Source organism: Acetobacter sp. P1H12_c, from assembly GCF_018811975.1.
Taxonomy (GTDB): Bacteria; Pseudomonadota; Alphaproteobacteria; order Acetobacterales; family Acetobacteraceae; genus Acetobacter; species Acetobacter persici.
Map to the genome: position 1 here is coordinate 114087 of NZ_JACRVR010000004.1, position 16078 is coordinate 130164.

General features: G+C 60.0%; 17 protein-coding genes. 5 read left to right on the forward strand and 12 right to left on the reverse strand.

Annotated elements, in window-relative coordinates:
* Positions 1-23 precede the first annotated feature (23 nt).
* The 4 genes from KP699_RS04860 to KP699_RS04875 all read right to left on the reverse strand — a co-directional run bounded on the left by KP699_RS04860 (position 24) and on the right by KP699_RS04875 (position 6141).
* Positions 24-1055 carry an isocitrate/isopropylmalate dehydrogenase family protein gene (locus KP699_RS04860; RefSeq protein WP_077930053.1) on the reverse strand — a complete coding sequence of 344 codons (1032 nt, stop codon included), beginning with the start codon at positions 1053-1055 and terminating at the stop codon, positions 24-26.
* A gap of 94 nt (positions 1056-1149) precedes the next feature.
* Entirely contained in the window at positions 1150-2928 is a 1779-nt protein-coding gene (locus KP699_RS04865) for an aminopeptidase P family protein (RefSeq protein WP_215761809.1), read from the reverse strand.
* A 79-nt stretch (positions 2929-3007) separates the two neighbouring features.
* The gene (locus tag KP699_RS04870) at positions 3008-3919 is read right to left on the reverse strand and encodes a 50S ribosomal protein L11 methyltransferase (protein ID WP_215761810.1); all 912 of its coding nucleotides are present in this window, start codon (positions 3917-3919) and stop codon (positions 3008-3010) included.
* Positions 3919-6141, reverse strand: coding sequence for an ATP-dependent helicase (locus tag KP699_RS04875; protein WP_215761811.1), 2223 nt, complete (start codon positions 6139-6141; stop codon positions 3919-3921). The genes KP699_RS04870 and KP699_RS04875 overlap by 1 nt, the downstream gene beginning before the upstream one ends.
* Before the next feature lie 54 nt (positions 6142-6195).
* On the opposite strand from KP699_RS04875, the gene KP699_RS04880 reads away from it, so the two are divergent.
* Complete coding sequence (locus tag KP699_RS04880) at positions 6196-6972, forward strand: RadC family protein (RefSeq protein WP_215761812.1); 777 nt, start codon at positions 6196-6198, stop codon at positions 6970-6972.
* The gene (locus KP699_RS04885) at positions 6966-7736 is read left to right on the forward strand and encodes a RadC family protein (protein ID WP_252346801.1); all 771 of its coding nucleotides are present in this window, start codon (positions 6966-6968) and stop codon (positions 7734-7736) included. The genes KP699_RS04880 and KP699_RS04885 overlap by 7 nt, the downstream gene beginning before the upstream one ends.
* 31 nt (positions 7737-7767) lie before the next feature.
* Here the strand turns inward: KP699_RS04885 and KP699_RS04890 are convergent, their stop codons facing one another.
* Genes KP699_RS04890 through KP699_RS04900 form a run of 3 tightly spaced genes read right to left on the reverse strand, consistent with a single transcriptional unit; the run spans position 7768 to position 9731 of the window.
* On the reverse strand, positions 7768-8952 hold the full coding sequence (locus KP699_RS04890) for a 5-(carboxyamino)imidazole ribonucleotide synthase (protein WP_215761813.1): 1185 nt from the start codon (positions 8950-8952) through the stop codon (positions 7768-7770).
* Positions 8952-9491, reverse strand: coding sequence for a 5-(carboxyamino)imidazole ribonucleotide mutase (gene purE / locus KP699_RS04895; RefSeq protein ID WP_212374223.1), 540 nt, complete (start codon positions 9489-9491; stop codon positions 8952-8954). Before purE ends, KP699_RS04890 begins: the two co-directional genes overlap by 1 nt.
* A gap of 33 nt (positions 9492-9524) precedes the next feature.
* On the reverse strand, positions 9525-9731 hold the full coding sequence (locus tag KP699_RS04900) for a YdcH family protein (protein ID WP_025828137.1): 207 nt from the start codon (positions 9729-9731) through the stop codon (positions 9525-9527).
* A 235-nt stretch (positions 9732-9966) separates the two neighbouring features.
* On the opposite strand from KP699_RS04900, the gene KP699_RS04905 reads away from it, so the two are divergent.
* A complete protein-coding gene (locus KP699_RS04905) occupies positions 9967-10131 on the forward strand; it encodes a YdcH family protein (protein WP_077930046.1) in 165 nt (54 codons plus the stop codon).
* Between the two features lie 151 nt (positions 10132-10282).
* Here the strand turns inward: KP699_RS04905 and KP699_RS04910 are convergent, their stop codons facing one another.
* The 3 genes from KP699_RS04910 to rpmE form a co-directional block, all read right to left on the reverse strand.
* Positions 10283-10876: a DUF1013 domain-containing protein gene (locus KP699_RS04910; RefSeq protein WP_025828139.1), complete on the reverse strand. Its 594-nt coding sequence runs from the start codon at positions 10874-10876 to the stop codon at positions 10283-10285.
* 208 nt (positions 10877-11084) lie between these two features.
* Entirely contained in the window at positions 11085-11600 is a 516-nt protein-coding gene (locus KP699_RS04915; protein WP_249210721.1) for an Hsp20 family protein, read from the reverse strand.
* Between the two features lie 198 nt (positions 11601-11798).
* Positions 11799-12029, reverse strand: coding sequence for a 50S ribosomal protein L31 (gene rpmE, locus KP699_RS04920; RefSeq protein ID WP_025828142.1), 231 nt, complete (start codon positions 12027-12029; stop codon positions 11799-11801).
* Between the two features lie 271 nt (positions 12030-12300).
* On the opposite strand from rpmE, the gene mscL reads away from it, so the two are divergent.
* A complete protein-coding gene (gene mscL / locus KP699_RS04925; protein WP_025828144.1) occupies positions 12301-12759 on the forward strand; it encodes a large conductance mechanosensitive channel protein MscL in 459 nt (152 codons plus the stop codon).
* Positions 12760-12842: 83 nt separating this feature from the next.
* Positions 12843-13208: a hypothetical protein gene (locus tag KP699_RS04930; RefSeq protein WP_215761814.1), complete on the forward strand. Its 366-nt coding sequence runs from the start codon at positions 12843-12845 to the stop codon at positions 13206-13208.
* Between the two features lie 171 nt (positions 13209-13379).
* On the opposite strand, the gene secF is transcribed toward KP699_RS04930, so the two are convergent.
* Both secF and secD read right to left on the reverse strand, forming a co-directional pair.
* On the reverse strand, positions 13380-14324 hold the full coding sequence (gene secF, locus KP699_RS04935) for a protein translocase subunit SecF (RefSeq protein WP_025828146.1): 945 nt from the start codon (positions 14322-14324) through the stop codon (positions 13380-13382).
* 12 nt (positions 14325-14336) lie between these two features.
* A complete protein-coding gene (gene secD, locus KP699_RS04940; protein WP_215761841.1) occupies positions 14337-15902 on the reverse strand; it encodes a protein translocase subunit SecD in 1566 nt (521 codons plus the stop codon).
* Positions 15903-16078 lie beyond the last annotated feature (176 nt).

Consider the following 16078-nt stretch of genomic DNA (forward strand, 5'->3'; position numbering starts at 1 on the left):
GCACTCCCGTTTTCTGAAAGAACTCAGACCAGCTGCTGTTTGAGAGCGGCGGTGAGATCTTTCGTCGTTGCGTTGCCGCCCAGATCCTTGGTGCGGAGGCCGCCATCCGTGATGACCTTTTTGATCGCAAGGTCAATCCGGTCTGCCAGATCCTGACGACCCACATGCTGGAGCATCATGACGGCAGCCAGCAGCAGGGCCAGCGGGTTGGCGATGCCCTGTCCCGCGATATCCGGTGCGGAGCCGTGCACGGCTTCAAACACAGCGGCTTTTTCACCAATGTTTGCGCCCGGAGCCATGCCCAGACCGCCAACAAGGCCAGCCGTAAGGTCAGACAGGATATCACCAAACAGGTTGGTGGTGACAATCACGTCAAACTGCCAGGGATTGATGACAAGCTGCATGGCGCAGGCATCGACAATCCGCTCATTAAAGGCAACGCGGCCTTTATATTCCTCAGCAACCTTGCGCCCTTCTTCAAGGAACAGGCCAGTCAGCAGTTTGAGGATGTTGGCTTTGTGAACAATGGTCACCGTCTTGCGGTTGTTTTTGAGCGCATACTCAAAAGCAAACTTTACAATGCGGCGGCATTCCGTGCGGGAGTTGAAGCCGCTGCTCAGGGCGATGCCCTTCGGGTCATCACCAACCGGAATGTAGTGTTCCATGGCGGCGTAGTAGCCTTCAAGATTTTCACGGAACAGGACCAGATCAATCTTGTCGAACTTGCCACCGGGGACAATCGTCTTGGTGGGGCGCAGGTTGGCAAACAGCCCGAATTCCTGACGCAGGGTGACGTTGATGGATTTGAAGCCGCCACCAACCGGTGTGGTCAGCGGGCCTTTCAGAGCAAGGCCGGTGCGGCGGATGCTCTCAATGGTCTGTTTGGGCAGCGGGTCATTCACCGCATCGACACCGGCCATGCCGGCAAGCTGGCGGTCCCATTCGAACGGGGCGCCAACGGCATCAAGAATTTCGGTAACCGAGTCAACAATCTCAGGGCCGATCCCATCACCGGCGATAAGAGTAGTGGGGATGGTTTTGCTGTCTGTCGTCATTCTGGAAGCTCCCTTCACTTCGCAACTTTTCTGCTCTTCTTCCGCCCAGCAGGCGATTCCCAATTGCGTGACCAGTTGCGAAAAAACCCGCCTCTCACGCCCTCTTGAGGGGCGCGCAGGCGGTTTTTAGCCAGTTTCTGGCCTCTTCCGGCAGGTGAGGGCCGATCTGCTCCATGATTTGCGCATGGTAGGCATCCAGAATCTGGCAGTCTTCCTCGCCCAGAACCGCCGTATCGATCAGCCTGCGGTCAAACGGGGCCAGAGTCAGCGTCTCAAACGCATAACCGGGGCGGTTCTCACCGTCCTTTTTATGCACCAGCACGAGTGTTTCCAGCCGGATGCCGTAAGCGCCGGGTTCATAATAGCCGGGCTCATTGGACAGAATCATGCCGTCTTGCAGCGTGATGGCGGACGGGTTTTTGGAAATCCGCGCTGGGCCTTCATGTACCGAGAGAAAGCTGCCTACGCCGTGGCCTGTCCCGTGGTCATAATCCAGACCGGCCTGCCACAGGTCATACCGGGCCAGTGCGTCCAGAGCGTGGCCCGTGGTGCCAGCGGGGAAGCGGGCGCGGCCAAGGCGCAGATTGCCGCGCAGGACGCGGGTAAAGGTTTCCTTCAGGCGGGCAGGGGCGGCATCCGGGCCGGTCCAGACGGTGCGGGTTACATCCGTCGTGCCTTCCGGATACTGGCCGCCGCTATCAATCAGATAGACTTCATTGGCGTTCAGAACCCGGTCACTCTCCGGGGTAACGCGATAATGGATCACCGCGCCATTCGGCCCCGCGCCGGAAATGGCAGGGAAGGATTCGCCGCGATAGTCAGCGCCTTCTGCCCGGAAGGAATCCAGCCGGTTGGCGGCCTGAAGCTCGGTCGTGCCGCGGGCCTCTTCCGTATCCAGCCAGTGCAGGAAGCGGCACAGGGCAATGCCGTCTTTCAGGTGCGCCTTGCGGGTGCCTGCCTGTTCGGTGGCGTTTTTGCGGGCTTTGGGCAGCAGACACGGGTCCGAGCTGTCCTGCACCGTGGCGCCGTGGCGGGTCAGGGTCTGGCTGAACCAGACGGCATTGCTTGCCGGGTCCACGCCAACGGTCTTGCCGCTGAGGGTCGCCAGCACGCTATCCAGCGTCTCGGGTTCATGCACGCGTACGTCCGGCCCCAGCCAGTCCTTTACGTCTGCCGGAAGTTTACTGGCCTGAAGGAACAGGTCCACAGAGGCATCGGCATGCAGCACGGCGAATGCCAGAACAACGGGTGTGCAGGGGATGTCCGTGCCTCGGATGTTCAGCAGCCATGCGACAGAGGCCGAATCGCTCAGCACAGCGGCGGCCAGCCCGGAGGCAGCCAGAGTCTGCCCCAGACGGGTCCGTTTGTCCTGTGAGGATTCGCCCGCATAAACCAGTGGGTGAATGGTGGCGGGGGCTGCCGGGAAGGCGGGGCGATCTGTCCAGAGGATATCTGTCAGATTGCTGTCGGTAGGGACCAGGGTGATGCTATCCAGCGTCGTGAAAGGCCGCAGTTCCGCGCTGCTCATAATCCGCGCATCATAGCCGATGCGGGCGGCTTTCGGGGCCTTGCTGGCAAGCCACGCGCTGGGCGGTGTCTGGTAGATATGCTGGCGTTCCCAGCAGGAGCCATCCACCTGCTGATCCATCTGGGTGATGTAGCGGCCATCCGAGAATACGGCTGCGGAGTCCGCCAGAACGACGGCCATGCCTGCGCTGCCGCTAAAGCCCGTCAGCCATTCCAGACGTTCAGCGCAGGGTGGGGTATATTCTCCCAGAAATTCATCACTATGGGGAATAATCAGCCCATCCAGCCCGTGCTGTTGCAGGAGGGTGCGCAGAGCGGCGAGGCGGGAGGCGGAAGCGGACGGCATGGCGGACCTTTAAAGACGATCTTGGAAACAATATGCGGACTAAAAAAGCCTGCATGGTGGAGCCATGCAGGCCGGGTTTTCAGGGCTTGGGGGCGTAAGGGCGACGCAGGACCAGTGTGGCCCAGTCACCCTCTGTAAAGGTGTGTTCCAGTATCAGCCCGAGCCTGCGGTGTCCGGCCAGAACCATCCGGATTTGGGTGCGGAGCAGCCCTGCCAGAATGACCGTGCCGCCGGGAGCCAGATTGTGGGCCAGATCTTTGGCCATCAGGCAGAGCGGGCGGGCCAGAATATTGGCAAAGACCAGATCATACGGAGCATTGTGCCGGATTTCCGGGGTTTTCCAGCCATTGCCCAGACGGCAGGTGAGCGCACGCCCCAGCCCGTTGCGCTCCGCATTCTGCGCGGCCACGCGTACGGACCACGGTTCAATATCAACCGCCAGAACCTTTTTGTGCAGCAGGGCTGCGGCGGCCATGGCCAGAATGCCGGAGCCACAGCCGAGATCCAGAATGTTACGGGGTTTGCGGTAGGCAATCCGTTCCAGCGCGCGCAGGCAGCCACGGGTGGACCCATGTTCCCCAGAGCCAAAAGCGACACCGGCATCCAGCGTCAGGGCGATGCGGGTGGGGTGTTTAACATCCGGCAGGTGGGTGCCGCGGATAACAAACCGCTGCCCGACATCCTGCTCGGGGAAGGATTCATAGGTGCGGGCCAGCCAGCCTTCGGCCTCTGTCGCATCACGCTCCAGCGCAGCGTTCACGCCGGTGGTCAGTTGCGCCAGCACGAGGGCGGCGGCCAGTTCATCCTCACGGTGCCCGGCGTCTTTCACACCTTCCACACGCCACAGCGTGCCTTCCGGGTTGGCTTCAAAAATACCAACCGTGGTGCAGACACTGCCAATCGCGTTTTCAAACGCTTCTACGGCAGGTTCCGGAACGGTGACCGCAACCGTTTCCAGAGCGGTGGCGTGACGACGGGGAGCAACGGCCATTAAAGTTTCTCTAAAAAGGAGGAGAGGAGGTGTTTGATACCGACGCCTTCAAACGCGACATCAACATGATGGTGATCGGCTGAGACAATAATGCCCTCCCCAAAGCGGGGATGGCGCACATGCTCACCAAGCTGGAACGTGGGGGTGTTTCCGGCCAGCGGATCCCGGCGTCTGCGGGCCACCAGAGGGGCGCCGCCTGCAAAGACGGACTCCGTGGCCCGCAGCCCGCGCAGGGAGGCATCGCGCTCTTCCTGCCGGATAATATGCTCGTCCGGCAGTTCATCCAGAAAGCGGCTGGGCATGGAATCCTGCCAGTTGGCGTAAATGCGTCGCCGGGCCGCGTGGAAAATCATGGCGTGTTTGCGCGCGCGGGTAATGCCCACATAAGCAAGCCGCCGTTCTTCCTCCAGCCCGGAATTGCCGCCTTCATCCAGCGTGCGCTGGGAGGGGAAAACCCCTTCTTCCCAGCCCGGCAGGAAAACGACATCAAACTCCAGCCCTTTGGCGCCGTGCAGGGTCATGAGCGAGATGCGGGCATCTCCGGCGTTTTCATCATGCTCCATGACCAGCGCCACATGTTCCAGAAACTCGCCCAGCGTGCCGAAATCGGCAAGAGCGCGGACCAGTTCCTTCAGGTTTTCCAGCCGTCCGGGGGCTTCGGGCGAGGTATCGGCCTGCCACATGGCCAGATAACCGCTTTCTTCCAGCAGGTGCTCAATGGCCACCACATGGCCTTCCCGCGCCAGAATATCGCGCGTGGTGTCCAGTGCGGTCATCAGGGCCTGAACTTGATCGCCCACTTTCCCCTTCAGCACTTTTTCCGCCAGCAGGATTTTGGTTGCTTCCGTCAGAGGAACCTGACGGCTGCGGGCTGCGGCATGCAGCTTCTGCACCCCGGCAGGCCCCATGCCGCGTTTGGGAGTGTTGAGAATGCGTTCAAACGCCAGATCATCCGCAGGCTGGTTCAGCACGCGCATATAGGCCAGTGCATCGCGGATTTCGGCGCGTTCATAAAAGCGCACACCGCCTACAATGCGGTAGGGCACGCCACTCTGCACCAGCTTTTCTTCAAACGCGCGGGTCTGGAACCCGGCGCGGACCAGAATGGCCATTTCCGCCAGAGAGTGGCCGTCACGCTGCATTTTCTCGGCCATGGCGCAGACATCCCGCGCTTCATGGTCAGAATCGCCGACCCCGACGACGAGGACTTTTTCGCCGTCAGAATCCTCCCGGCCTGAGCGCAGGGTTTTGCCCAGCCGTTCATCATTATGCGCAATCAGCCCGGCGGCTGCGCCCAGAATATGGCGGGTAGAGCGGTAATTGCGTTCCAGCCGGACAATCTCTGCGCCGGGGAAATCCTTTTCAAATCGCAGAATGTTGCCGACCTGCGCTCCGCGCCAGGAATAGATGGACTGATCATCATCCCCCACGCAGCAGATATTGGCGGGCTCTCCGGGGCGCAGGGCCAGCAGGCGCAGCCACAGATACTGGACGGTGTTGGTGTCCTGATATTCATCCACCAGAATATAGCGGAACAGCCGCTGGTATTGCGCCTGCACATCAGGCCGCGTGCGCAGGATTTCCGTGACATGGAGCATGAGGTCCCCAAAGTCACAGGCGTTCAGCTGGATCAGCCGCTCCTGATACGCTTTATAAATGGCGCGGCAGTGGCCGTCCGCAAAATCAGAATCTTCTGAATCGGTCACGCGCTCGGGCGTCAGTCCCCGGTCCTTCCAGCGCTGGATAACCCCCAGAATACCCGGGGCGGGCCAGCGTTTAGTATCAATCTGGAAGGGCGCGATAAGCTGCTTGAGCAGGCGAAGCTGATCATCCGTATCCAGAATGGTGAAGCTGCTTGTCAGCCCCACATAATCCGCATGGCGGCGCAGCATTCGTGCGCACAGAGCATGGAAGGTACCCAGCCATAACCCTTCCGCCGGGCTGCCGAGCAGGAGAGAGACACGTTCCCGCATCTCCTTGGCGGCCTTGTTGGTGAAGGTGACGGCCAGAATCTGCCAGGGTTTGGCCCGGTCTGTCAGTAGGATATGGGCAAAACGTGTTGTCAGCACCCGTGTTTTGCCTGTGCCCGCACCGGCCAGAACCAGCAGGGGGCCGTCAGTGGTCTCAATCGCCGCGCGTTGTTCGGGGTTCAGACGCGCGAGATAGGACTCGCCTTGGCCTGAGGATGATGAAAAAAGCGCGGAGGAAGGGTTTTCGGACATATTCACTTTGCCCTTATATCGTCTTGAAAGCCTGAGGCCAATCGGAGCAGTGGCATGGTATCCTCTGAAAGAGGAGAAAAACCGAGCAGTTTTGAAAGCAGGGAAGGGGGTGTCCCTTTTTCCTCCACCGGGCCTGCGGGGCACCGGCAGCGGATGCGCGTACGGGTGCTGAGTGCCGGTGCGGCCTCTCTGGCTGATTATGAACTGCTGGAAATGCTTCTGTTTCCGGGGGTGCCCCGGCGGGATACCAAACCTTTGGCCAAGGCGCTGATCAATCAGTTTGGGTCTCTGGCGGCGGTGCTGGAAGCCCCGGCCGAGGCTCTGAAAGCCGCCGGGGCAACGCGCAACAATGCTGCTCTGCTGGGGCTGGTGCCGCTGGCGGCAGACAGGCTTGGCGCGCCAGAGGAGCCGGTGCGCTCTGACCTTGGAAGCTGGGATAAGCTTCTGGCCTATTGTGCCGCGCATCTGGCAACGGCTGAGGCAGGGTCTCTGCATCTTCTGTTTCTGGATAGCCGGAACCATTTGCTGGCCGACGAAGTACTGCCGACTGAGAGCCCGGCGATGCGTGGGGAAGGGGGTGAGACCTTCCCGGTACCGCAGGTTGTCTCAGCCATTATGCAGCGCGCGCTGGCGTTGCATGCCTGTTCCCTGATTACTGTCAGGCTGGCCGGGGCCGACGTGCAGCCGGACCGCCAGCTTTTGCATGATGGGGCCCTTGTGCAGGCTTTGTTGCAGGCAGCGCCTTTGCTGGCTGTCACCATGCATGACCATGTGGTGCTGAAAGGCCGCCGGTGGCGCAGTTTCCGGCATCTGGAACAGCAGGCATGGTGAGTCGGCTTCCTAAAAGCAAAGGGCGGCAGTCCCGGTCGGAACTGGCGGATATTGCGGGATTCAGGCTTCAGGCCGAGATGGTGCCGGAGCGGCCCCCCTTGCCCGATCTGCCGTTTTCCCCGGGTCTGGCGGACGCACGGGCTTCGGCTGCTCTGCCGGATGATCACACAGTTCTGACGCAGCTTATTACGCTGACTGCGCCAAAACACCCGTCTGCGGATATGTGGGCGACGTCTCTGCTGCGTCAGTTCGGGTCTCTGGCGGCGCTCCTGTCCGCGTCGGATCAGGCGATGCTTGCAGCCGTTGGGCAGACCCCGGCGCTCCGGGTTACGCTGCGTCTTGTGCAGGAAGCCGCCGTGCGGTTGCACAAAGCGCGCCTTAGCCGTGCCGGAGTGCTGGCAGACAGGGCGCAGCTCAGAGCATATCTGAGTGCGGTGCTGGCGCATGAGCGGGTTGAGCAGGTGCGGGTGTTATTTCTCGATGCTGCGCACCGCCTGCTGGCGGATGAAATGCTGGGGCGCGGCACGGTAGACCATACCCCCATTTACCCAAGAGAAGTCATGCGGCGGGCGCTGGAACTTGAAGCGCGTCTTCTGGTGCTGGTCCATAACCATCCCAGCGGGGACCCTTCACCCTCGCAGGATGATATCCTCATGACGCAGCGGATTACGCAGGCGGCCAGCCTTCTGGGCGTGACGGTGTGGGACCATATTATTATCGGCAGTGGTCGCCTGTGCAGCCTGAAAGAAGACGGATTTTTCTAAAGCCGCCGTTTTGAGGCGGCGGCTTTATGCCTTACTGGTCGTTGTCTTCCGTTTCCGGCTTGTCTGCCAGAGGGCCAAGGGCGTCCTGAACTCCGAGAGCGCCGGGCAGGCTGCCATAGGGGAACAGGATATTCACATGCCCCATCTTGCGGCCCGCGCGGGCTTCCGCCTTGCCGTAAAGGTGCGGAATATGGCCGGGGGTCGCGAGAATATCCGGCCAGAGCGCCATATCATCCGGGCCGACAAGATTTTTCATCACGGCGTCAGAATGGCGCAGGGCCGGAGGCAGCGGCAGGCCAGCCACGGCGCGGATATGCATGTCAAACTGGTCCGCCGGGCAGGCATCCATGGTCCAGTGGCCGGAATTATGCGGGCGCGGGGCAATTTCATTCACCAGCAGAGTGCCTGTCCGGTCAATAAACATCTCAACGCCGAGAATACCGATCAGGTCCAGCTTTTCGGCAATAGCGGTGGCAAGGGCCTGAGCACGCTGCGCGGTTTCTTCCTGCACGGGGGCCGGGGCCAGTGTGAGGTCCAGAATACCGTCCCGGTGGTAATTGAGGCCCGGTGCAAAGCAGCGTGTTGTGCCGTCCGTGCCGCGCACAACCATCACGCTGATTTCACACGCGAAATCCACCATACCTTCCGCCACCAGCGGATGCGGGGTGAGGGAAGCAAAGGCCGCTTCCAGCTGGGAGGCCTCATACACGCGGGCCTGCCCTTTCCCGTCATACCCGTTGCGGGTGGTTTTCAGGATGAACGGGAAGCCAAGCGTTTCCGCTGCGGCATGCAGAGAGGCGTGGTCCGTGACAGCCATCCACGGGGCTAGCGGGATATCCGCGTCTGACAAAAAGGTTTTTTCTGCCAGACGGTCCTGACTGGTGCGCAGAATGGCACCGGAGGGGCGAACCGGGCAGTGCTGTGCGAGGCAGTCCAGCGCATCGGCACTGATATTTTCAAACTCGAACGTGATCACATCGACCGCGCGGGCGAAGGCGTCCAGCGCCTTGTGATCATCATACGCGCCGAGTGTGACCTGATGCGCAACCTGCGCTGCCGGGCCATGCGGGTCCTGCGTGAGAATATGTGCGCGGAAGCCAAGTTTGGCGGCAGCAACAGCCGACATGCGGCCCAGTTGCCCCCCGCCAACAATGCCGATCACGGCGTTGGGCGCAAGAGGGGCGGCGGAAGGCGAACGGGAAGAAGAAGCAGGCATCAGTCGTTTTCAGAAATCGGGGTATTGGCAACGGACGCGGTTTGCAGAGCGCGCCATGTATCCAGTTTTGCAGCCAGTTCCGGGTCCTGCAGGGCGAGGATGGAGGTGGCGAGAAGTGCTGCATTTTTGGCGCCGGACGCGCCGATAGCCAGTGTGCCAACGGGTACGCCGCCGGGCATCTGTACAATGGAGAGCAGGCTGTCCATGCCTTTCAGGGCACGGGATTCTACGGGCACGCCCAGCACGGGCAGGCGGGTCCATGCGGCGCACATGCCCGGCAGATGGGCAGCCCCCCCCGCACCGGCAATAATAACGGACAGGCCACGGTCTGCGGCGGTTTTGGCATAATCCGACAGACGGTCCGGCGTGCGGTGGGCGGAGACAATCAGAGTTTCATGGGGGATACCCATCTCTGTCAGGATGGCATCCGCATGGCGCATGGTCTCCCAGTCCGACTGACTGCCCATGATAATGCCAACCTTAGGGGTAAGGCTGGCGTCCTGAGATGGGGCGGTTGGCAGGGGGGCAGTTTCGCTCACGATGATGCACGATCCGGTCTGTGGAAAAAATGGTCACGCAATATCGTCGGGGATCAGTTCGCTTTCAAGCCATGTTATCCGGTCACGGAGCAGTAATTTGCGTTTTTTCAGCCTCTGGAGATGCAACTGGTCTGTCAGGATCGTGCCGTCGGTCAGCCGGGTGATGATGGTATCAAGATCACGATGTTCACTGCGGAGTTCATGGAGCTGGCCGAGGAGTGAATCGCGGTCTTTCAGCATTTTAGTCCCTCTCCTGCGTGGCATGAGGACTCTGTGTGAACGGGGTTTTTCAGAGTCTGCCAGAGTTTTCTAAGTCTAGTTTTGCGCATGCGCGAGGCGGAGACCAGCGGCAAAAGAAGAAAATTTAGATATGCGATTATCGCATACCGAAAATGCCTGAAGTGTGAAAAAAACATGAAAAAACACGCGGAGAGTGCGTTACCGTGAGGTGTCATCAACCGAATGGAGGCAGTCAATGACCTACCAGTCCAGGATTGAGAGTCTTAAATCCCGCCACTCACGGATCGATAAACAGATCTCCTCAGAAGGCGGGCGGCCCAGACCGGATGAACGTGTTTTGATGTGTCTCAAATTGCAGAAGTTGCGGCTCAAGGAAGAAATTGAGCGCCTGTCTGCCTGACAGAGCATAGTCCCCCTGTCTCCCGGCCCTATGTGCGGGCAGCCGGGACTAAAGCGTCTCTTTTTAATCAGAGAGACTGACTGAAACCTGCCAGAAACTGGCAAAAAATAAGGCACTGGCGGACACAGCGTGCGCCAGTGCCGCGGAGAGATTACTCTCCGCTCTTCTCGTGTTCCATCACATCCATCGGTGGCGGCTGCGGAATTTCCAGCCCTTCGCGCTCAAGGCGCGTGGTGGCGGCGTTCACAGCAGCGTTCAGATCCATCTGGCTGCACAGGCCGATGGTCACAGGGTCACGCGGCTTGATGTTGGGCGTGTTCCAGTGCTGCTTGTCACGCACTTTGGCAATGGTGTCCTTCGTGGTGCCCAGCAGTTTAACAATCTGTAGGTCGTTCAGCTGCGGGAAGTTACGCAGCAGGAAGGCAATCCCGTCCGGACGGTCATGGCGTTTGGCGACGGGCGTATAGCGTGCGCCTTTTGAGCGGCGCTTGACCGGATTATTGGTGGGCAGAATTTTCAGACGGGCGTCAGGGTCAGCCTCGCAGCGGCTGATTTCTTCCTGCTTAAGCTGGTGGTTGGCAACGGGGTCATACCCGACAATCCCCTGAGCAACCTCACCATCGGCAATAGCCTGCACTTCAAGCGGGTGCATCCCGCAGAACTCAGCAATCTGAGTAAAGCTCAGGGCGGTTTTTTCAATCAGCCACACGGCGGTGGCCTTGGGCATCAGCGGTAAGGTCGTCATTGCTTCCATCCTGTCGTCGGGCGGCGCTTGCGCAGGCACCGGAGAAACTGACGGTCCGGAAACCATTCCGAAGGCCCGCGTGCCTGCCGGCGCGCATCTGTGGCGACGATATGGGGGGAGCGTCCCTCACAGGTCAAGCGACAAATGCGCTCTTATAAAAAAGGAGGAACCTGCGTTCCCCCTTTTTTACGGTGTTGACCGGGTGTGATTATGCTGCGGCAGCCGCCGGAGGCGCAGTGACCGGCCTGTGCAGGCCGGGCTGCTCCGGTGCGGATGTCTCAGCTTTTGGCGTGAGTTCAGATGCCGCGCCGGACTGCACGGGAATACGGCGTGGCTTGAGGGCTTCCGGCACAATCTGGCGCACGGAAATACGCAGCAGGCCATTATTCATGTCTGCTCCGGTGACTTCCACATGGTCTGCCAGTGCAAAGCGGCGTTCAAAGGCGCGGCGGGCAATGCCGCGATGCAGAATTTCCCCTTCATTCTGCGGGTCGCTCACGCGACCGGAGACAATCAGGGTGTTGTCCTGCACAACCAGCTCAATATCATCCGGGCCAAACCCAGCAATGGCCATGGTCAGCGCGTAACTGTCATTCCCGGTTTTGGCAATGTCATAAGGCGGGTAGCTGGGGGTTGCAGCGCTACGGGCTGCGGTGTCCATCACCTGTGCCAGGCGGTCAAACCCGATAGCAGTGCGGAAAAGCGGTGCAAAATCGTAACTCATGGTTAAAAAACCTCCTCGTTCAGCAAGGTCTTGCGGCAGGACAGCCCCCTGTCTGGCGGGCGTAATGCGGCAGGGATAACAAGAGGAGAACCCCGTTTTCGGGCATTGTCCTCAGGGCTAAACGTGGAAAACCCCGCCTCCTGATTCAAGAGGCGGGGTTTCCGATTTTTCAACCAGTCTGCGTAAGTAAGGCGCAGATCAGGATTTGGAGCGCGTACCGATACCAGCAAAGCGCTTGTTGAACTTCGCAACCTGGCCCCCGGTGTCCATCATGCGCTGCACGCCGGTCCATGCCGGATGGGACTTTGTGTCCACGTCCAGACGGAGCGTGTCACCAGCCTTGCCTGCGCAGGAGCGGGTTTTGTATTCGGTGCCATCGGTCATGATGACGGTGATTTCGTGGTAGTCAGGGTGAATGCCGGGTTTCATGTGTTGCGTCTTTCCGTTCAAAAGGCTGTCCCGATACCGACCGGGCTATGCGTGCGAGTGCGTATAGCCGTCTGTGCAGGTGGGATCAACAACTCATGCGCGCTTATTGTCCGGTTTTTGCGGGCTGTGCGCCGGAAAACAGCGCGGTGTTGCTGTAAAAGCCACGTCTGACAAGAAAAGTCAGCGAATCGAAGCGGTTTAGGCTTGTTAAAAAGGTGTCATGCTGGATACAGACATCAGTATAGTACGCTCTTTAAGGACAAAGAAATTTATGGCTGATGTGAAATCCCATCTGCACACCCCCGGCTGGGTGGGCGAATTCCGCGCATTTATCATGCGTGGCAATGTTGTTGATCTGGCCGTTGGTGTCATCATCGGTGCCGCGTTCACAGCGATTGTGAACAGCCTTGTGAAAGACATTTTCAACCCGCTGCTGGGTCTGGTGATTGGCGGGATTGATTTCTCCAACCTCTTCATCACGCTGAAAGGCCCGCATCTTGCAACGCTGGCCGAAGCCCAGAAAGCCGGTGCGGTCACCCTGAATATCGGCCTGTTTGCCAATGCCGTGATCCAGTTCCTGATTATGGCTCTGGTCATTTTCTGGTTTGTTAAAGTGCTGACCCGCCTGCACGGGCAGGAAGCTGCTGCACCGGCTGAGCCCCCGGCTCCGACCAAAACGGAAGTTCTGCTTGAGCAGATCCGTGATGAACTGGCAGCCCGCAAGGTCTGAGGGCTTTTTCAGCCTGATCTGAAGCGCCCTGCGGGGCGCTGATGAGATTTACCGGAAAGACAGATATGGAGTAGGCTCGTCGCATGACGCGCTCCATTTCTGGATTTCCGGTTTTTTTTCGCCTGCTGGCCGGGGTGGCTGGCCTTACGGTGCTGGCTGGCTGCCAGTCTTCGGCCGGCATGGTGAAGATAACACCAACCCCCCGCACATTGATTTACAGCTATGTGATTGCCAGCGGCATGGCGCGCGGGCAGGTCATGTCCGGTCAGGTCTCGCGTGAGCGTCTTGTCCAGATTGTCAATGCGGATCGCGCCGCCCTGACCGCCATTCTTAATGCGGAATATAATCCCTCCGGAACCGAGTTGAAAAATGCCGGGCAGGCAATGGAGAATTTTCTGGCGGTGATTGAGCCGACAGATCCCACGCCGCCTTCTGTCGTCCGCCGTTAAAAACGCGCAGGGCAACGCAGCGGGGCAGAAGGAGGTATCGGGTTGCTTGCTGTGCTGTCAGTAGAGGAGCCGCTGAGGCATGGCGCGGGGATAAACCCTGCGGCGGTTTGTTTCACACAGCCCCTATAAAAAAAGCGTTCCCACCCTGCGGTGTGGAACGCTTTTTTGCGTTTAGGCGCTCTTGTGTGAGGCCGGGGGTTTGGCATCCCGCTTCAGGCGACCCTCGCCCATAAAGAGCAGGAGGGGGGCGGCGATGAAGATGGAAGACGATGTGCCCACTACAATCCCGAACAGCATGGTCCATGCAAAGCCGGACAGGGTGGACCCGCCAAACAGGGCCAGCGGCAGGGATGCCAGAAAGACCGTGCAGGAGGTGCCCAGTGTCCGGTTCAGGGTCTCGTTGATTGACAGGTCAATCAGTTCCCGTAGCGGCATAGTGCGGTATTTGCGCAGGTTTTCACGCACGCGGTCATACACCACTACCTTATCGTTCGTGGAGTAGCCGAGGATAGTGAGAATGGCGGCAACCATCACCAGATCGAACTCAAAGCCAGTGATAACCAGAAAACCCATGGTTTTGGTCAGATCCAGCACCAGCGTGATAACGGCGCTGAGGGCGAACTCCCACTCAAACCGGAACCAGATATAGCCCAGAATCATCGCTAGGCTCAGCCCGAGGGCCAGCATCCCGTTGCGGAACAGTTCGGAAGAAACCGAAGCCCCGACAGCATCCGCCCGCAGGACGGTGGTGCCCGGCTGTGCTTCCGCAACGGCATGACGCACGGTGTCCACAATCGCGTTGGTCTGCTGCTCATCCCCGGCATCAAGGCGGATCAGCACATCATCCGGTGCGCCAAAGGCCTGAATGGAGGCGTGGGTCACATTGTGGGCGGCCAGAGCATTCCGCAGTTTGGTGAAGTCAGCCGGGCCGGAGGTTTTGGCCTCCACCACAATGCCGCCCCGGAAGTCCAGCCCCAGTGTCAGGCCCGGATGCAGGAACAGCACGACGGAAAGCAGAGACAGCGCAGCCGAGACAATCAGCCCCGCATAGCGCCCGCGCATGAAGTTGATGTGGGTATCCTTGCGCACAAAACGCAGGAGAGGACGTCCAAACATAAGCGCCTCGTCTCAGACCGGCAGGCTGGTCGGGCGCGTGAGCGCATACCAGCGGACCATAAGCAGTCGGGAAAGCAGGAGGGTCGTGAACAGGGTGGTCACGATCCCGATGGTGATGGTGAGCGCAAAGCCACGCACAGGCCCGGTGCCGAACACAAACAGCATGACGTGGGCCAGCAGGGCTGTTGCGTTACTGTCCACAATGGTGGAGGTGGCGCGTTCAAACCCGGCCTGCATGGCGGCCAGAGGCGTGCGCCCGCGAGCCACTTCTTCCCGGATGCGTTCATTGATCAGGATGTTGGCGTCCACCGCCATGCCCAGCGTAAGCAGCATCCCGGCCATACCCGGCAGGGTCAGGGTTGCTTCAAACAGGGACAGAATGGCGACCATCAGCACAAGGTTGGCCAGCAGGGCGACGTTCGCATACCAGCCAAAGCGGCCATAAAACAGCGCCATGAACAGGATAACAAATACAAAACCTGCGGCCAGACTGAGCATACCAGCCCGGATGGAATCGGCCCCGAGAGACGGGCCAATGGTGCGCTGTTCCATCACGCTCAGCGGGGCCGGGAGGGCGCCAGCGCGCAGCATCAGCGCGAGGTCTGTCGCTTTCTGGGCATCAAACCCGCCGGTAATCTGACCGTTGCCGCCCGTAATGGGGGAACGGATAACCGGGGCTTCAATCACCTTGTTATCCAGCACGATCGCAAAGCGACGACCGACATTGGCCTGCGTGACGGTTGAGAACGCATGGGTGCCGACGGAATCGAAGGTGAATGTCACCGCCCATTCGCCGCTCTGGGAATCAATGACGGCACCTGCGTTGGTCAGGTCCGTGCCGTCCACATCCACATGGTCATACACCGGCAGCGGCGGGCCGTCCCCTGCGGTTGCCATCGGCAGCAGGCTGACGCCGGGAGGCGCTGCCGTTGCGTGCATGGGGTTGGGGTCTACCAGACGGAACGTCATTTTTGCCGTGGTGCCCAGCAGGGTCTTGATGCGTTCGGGGTCACTCACGCCGGGCAGTTCGACCACAATACGGTCATCACCCTGACGGGTGATTTCCGGGTCAACCGCACCGGTGGCGTCAATGCGGCGGCGAACAATCTCGATGGACTGCGTCACAGCCTCACGCGCGCGGGCCTTCAGGGCTTCCGGCGAGAGGGTGAGGACAATGCTGCCATTATCCTGCTTTGCGACTGTAAATTCGTTCGGCACCACGCGGGGCAGCTTGCTGAGAGCCGCGAGGTCAGCTTCTGTTTCAGACGCATCACGCGGCATGAAGGAGACCGTGCTGGTATCCGCATTGGTGGTGATGTTGCGGTAGCCAAGCTGGGACTTCAGCAGCGTGTCACGCGTGCTGTCCGCAAGGGTCTGCAACCTGTCATGCGTCAGGCTTTTCAGGTCCACCTGCATCAGCAGGTAAGACCCGCCGCGCAGATCCAGCCCCAGATGAATCTGGCGCCAGGGCATGGAGGGAAAGGGGTTGCGCAGACCATTGGGCAGGCAGAGCAGCAGCCCTAAAAGGCACACACCCATTACCGAGGCCAGTTTGAGGCGGCTGTAATACATTCTCACCTGATCAATCGATTTTTGTCGCCCGGAACATGCCGCTCCCTTGCGTGTGATGCAACACTCCACAGACATTTGCTGGCCCTGCATAGGGGATTCGGCAGGGGGGAGTGGCGGGGTTGCATCACATTCCGCACGGAGAAACAGGCCGGAACTGCGGCTGGCGGCGCGGCTGGACGCTG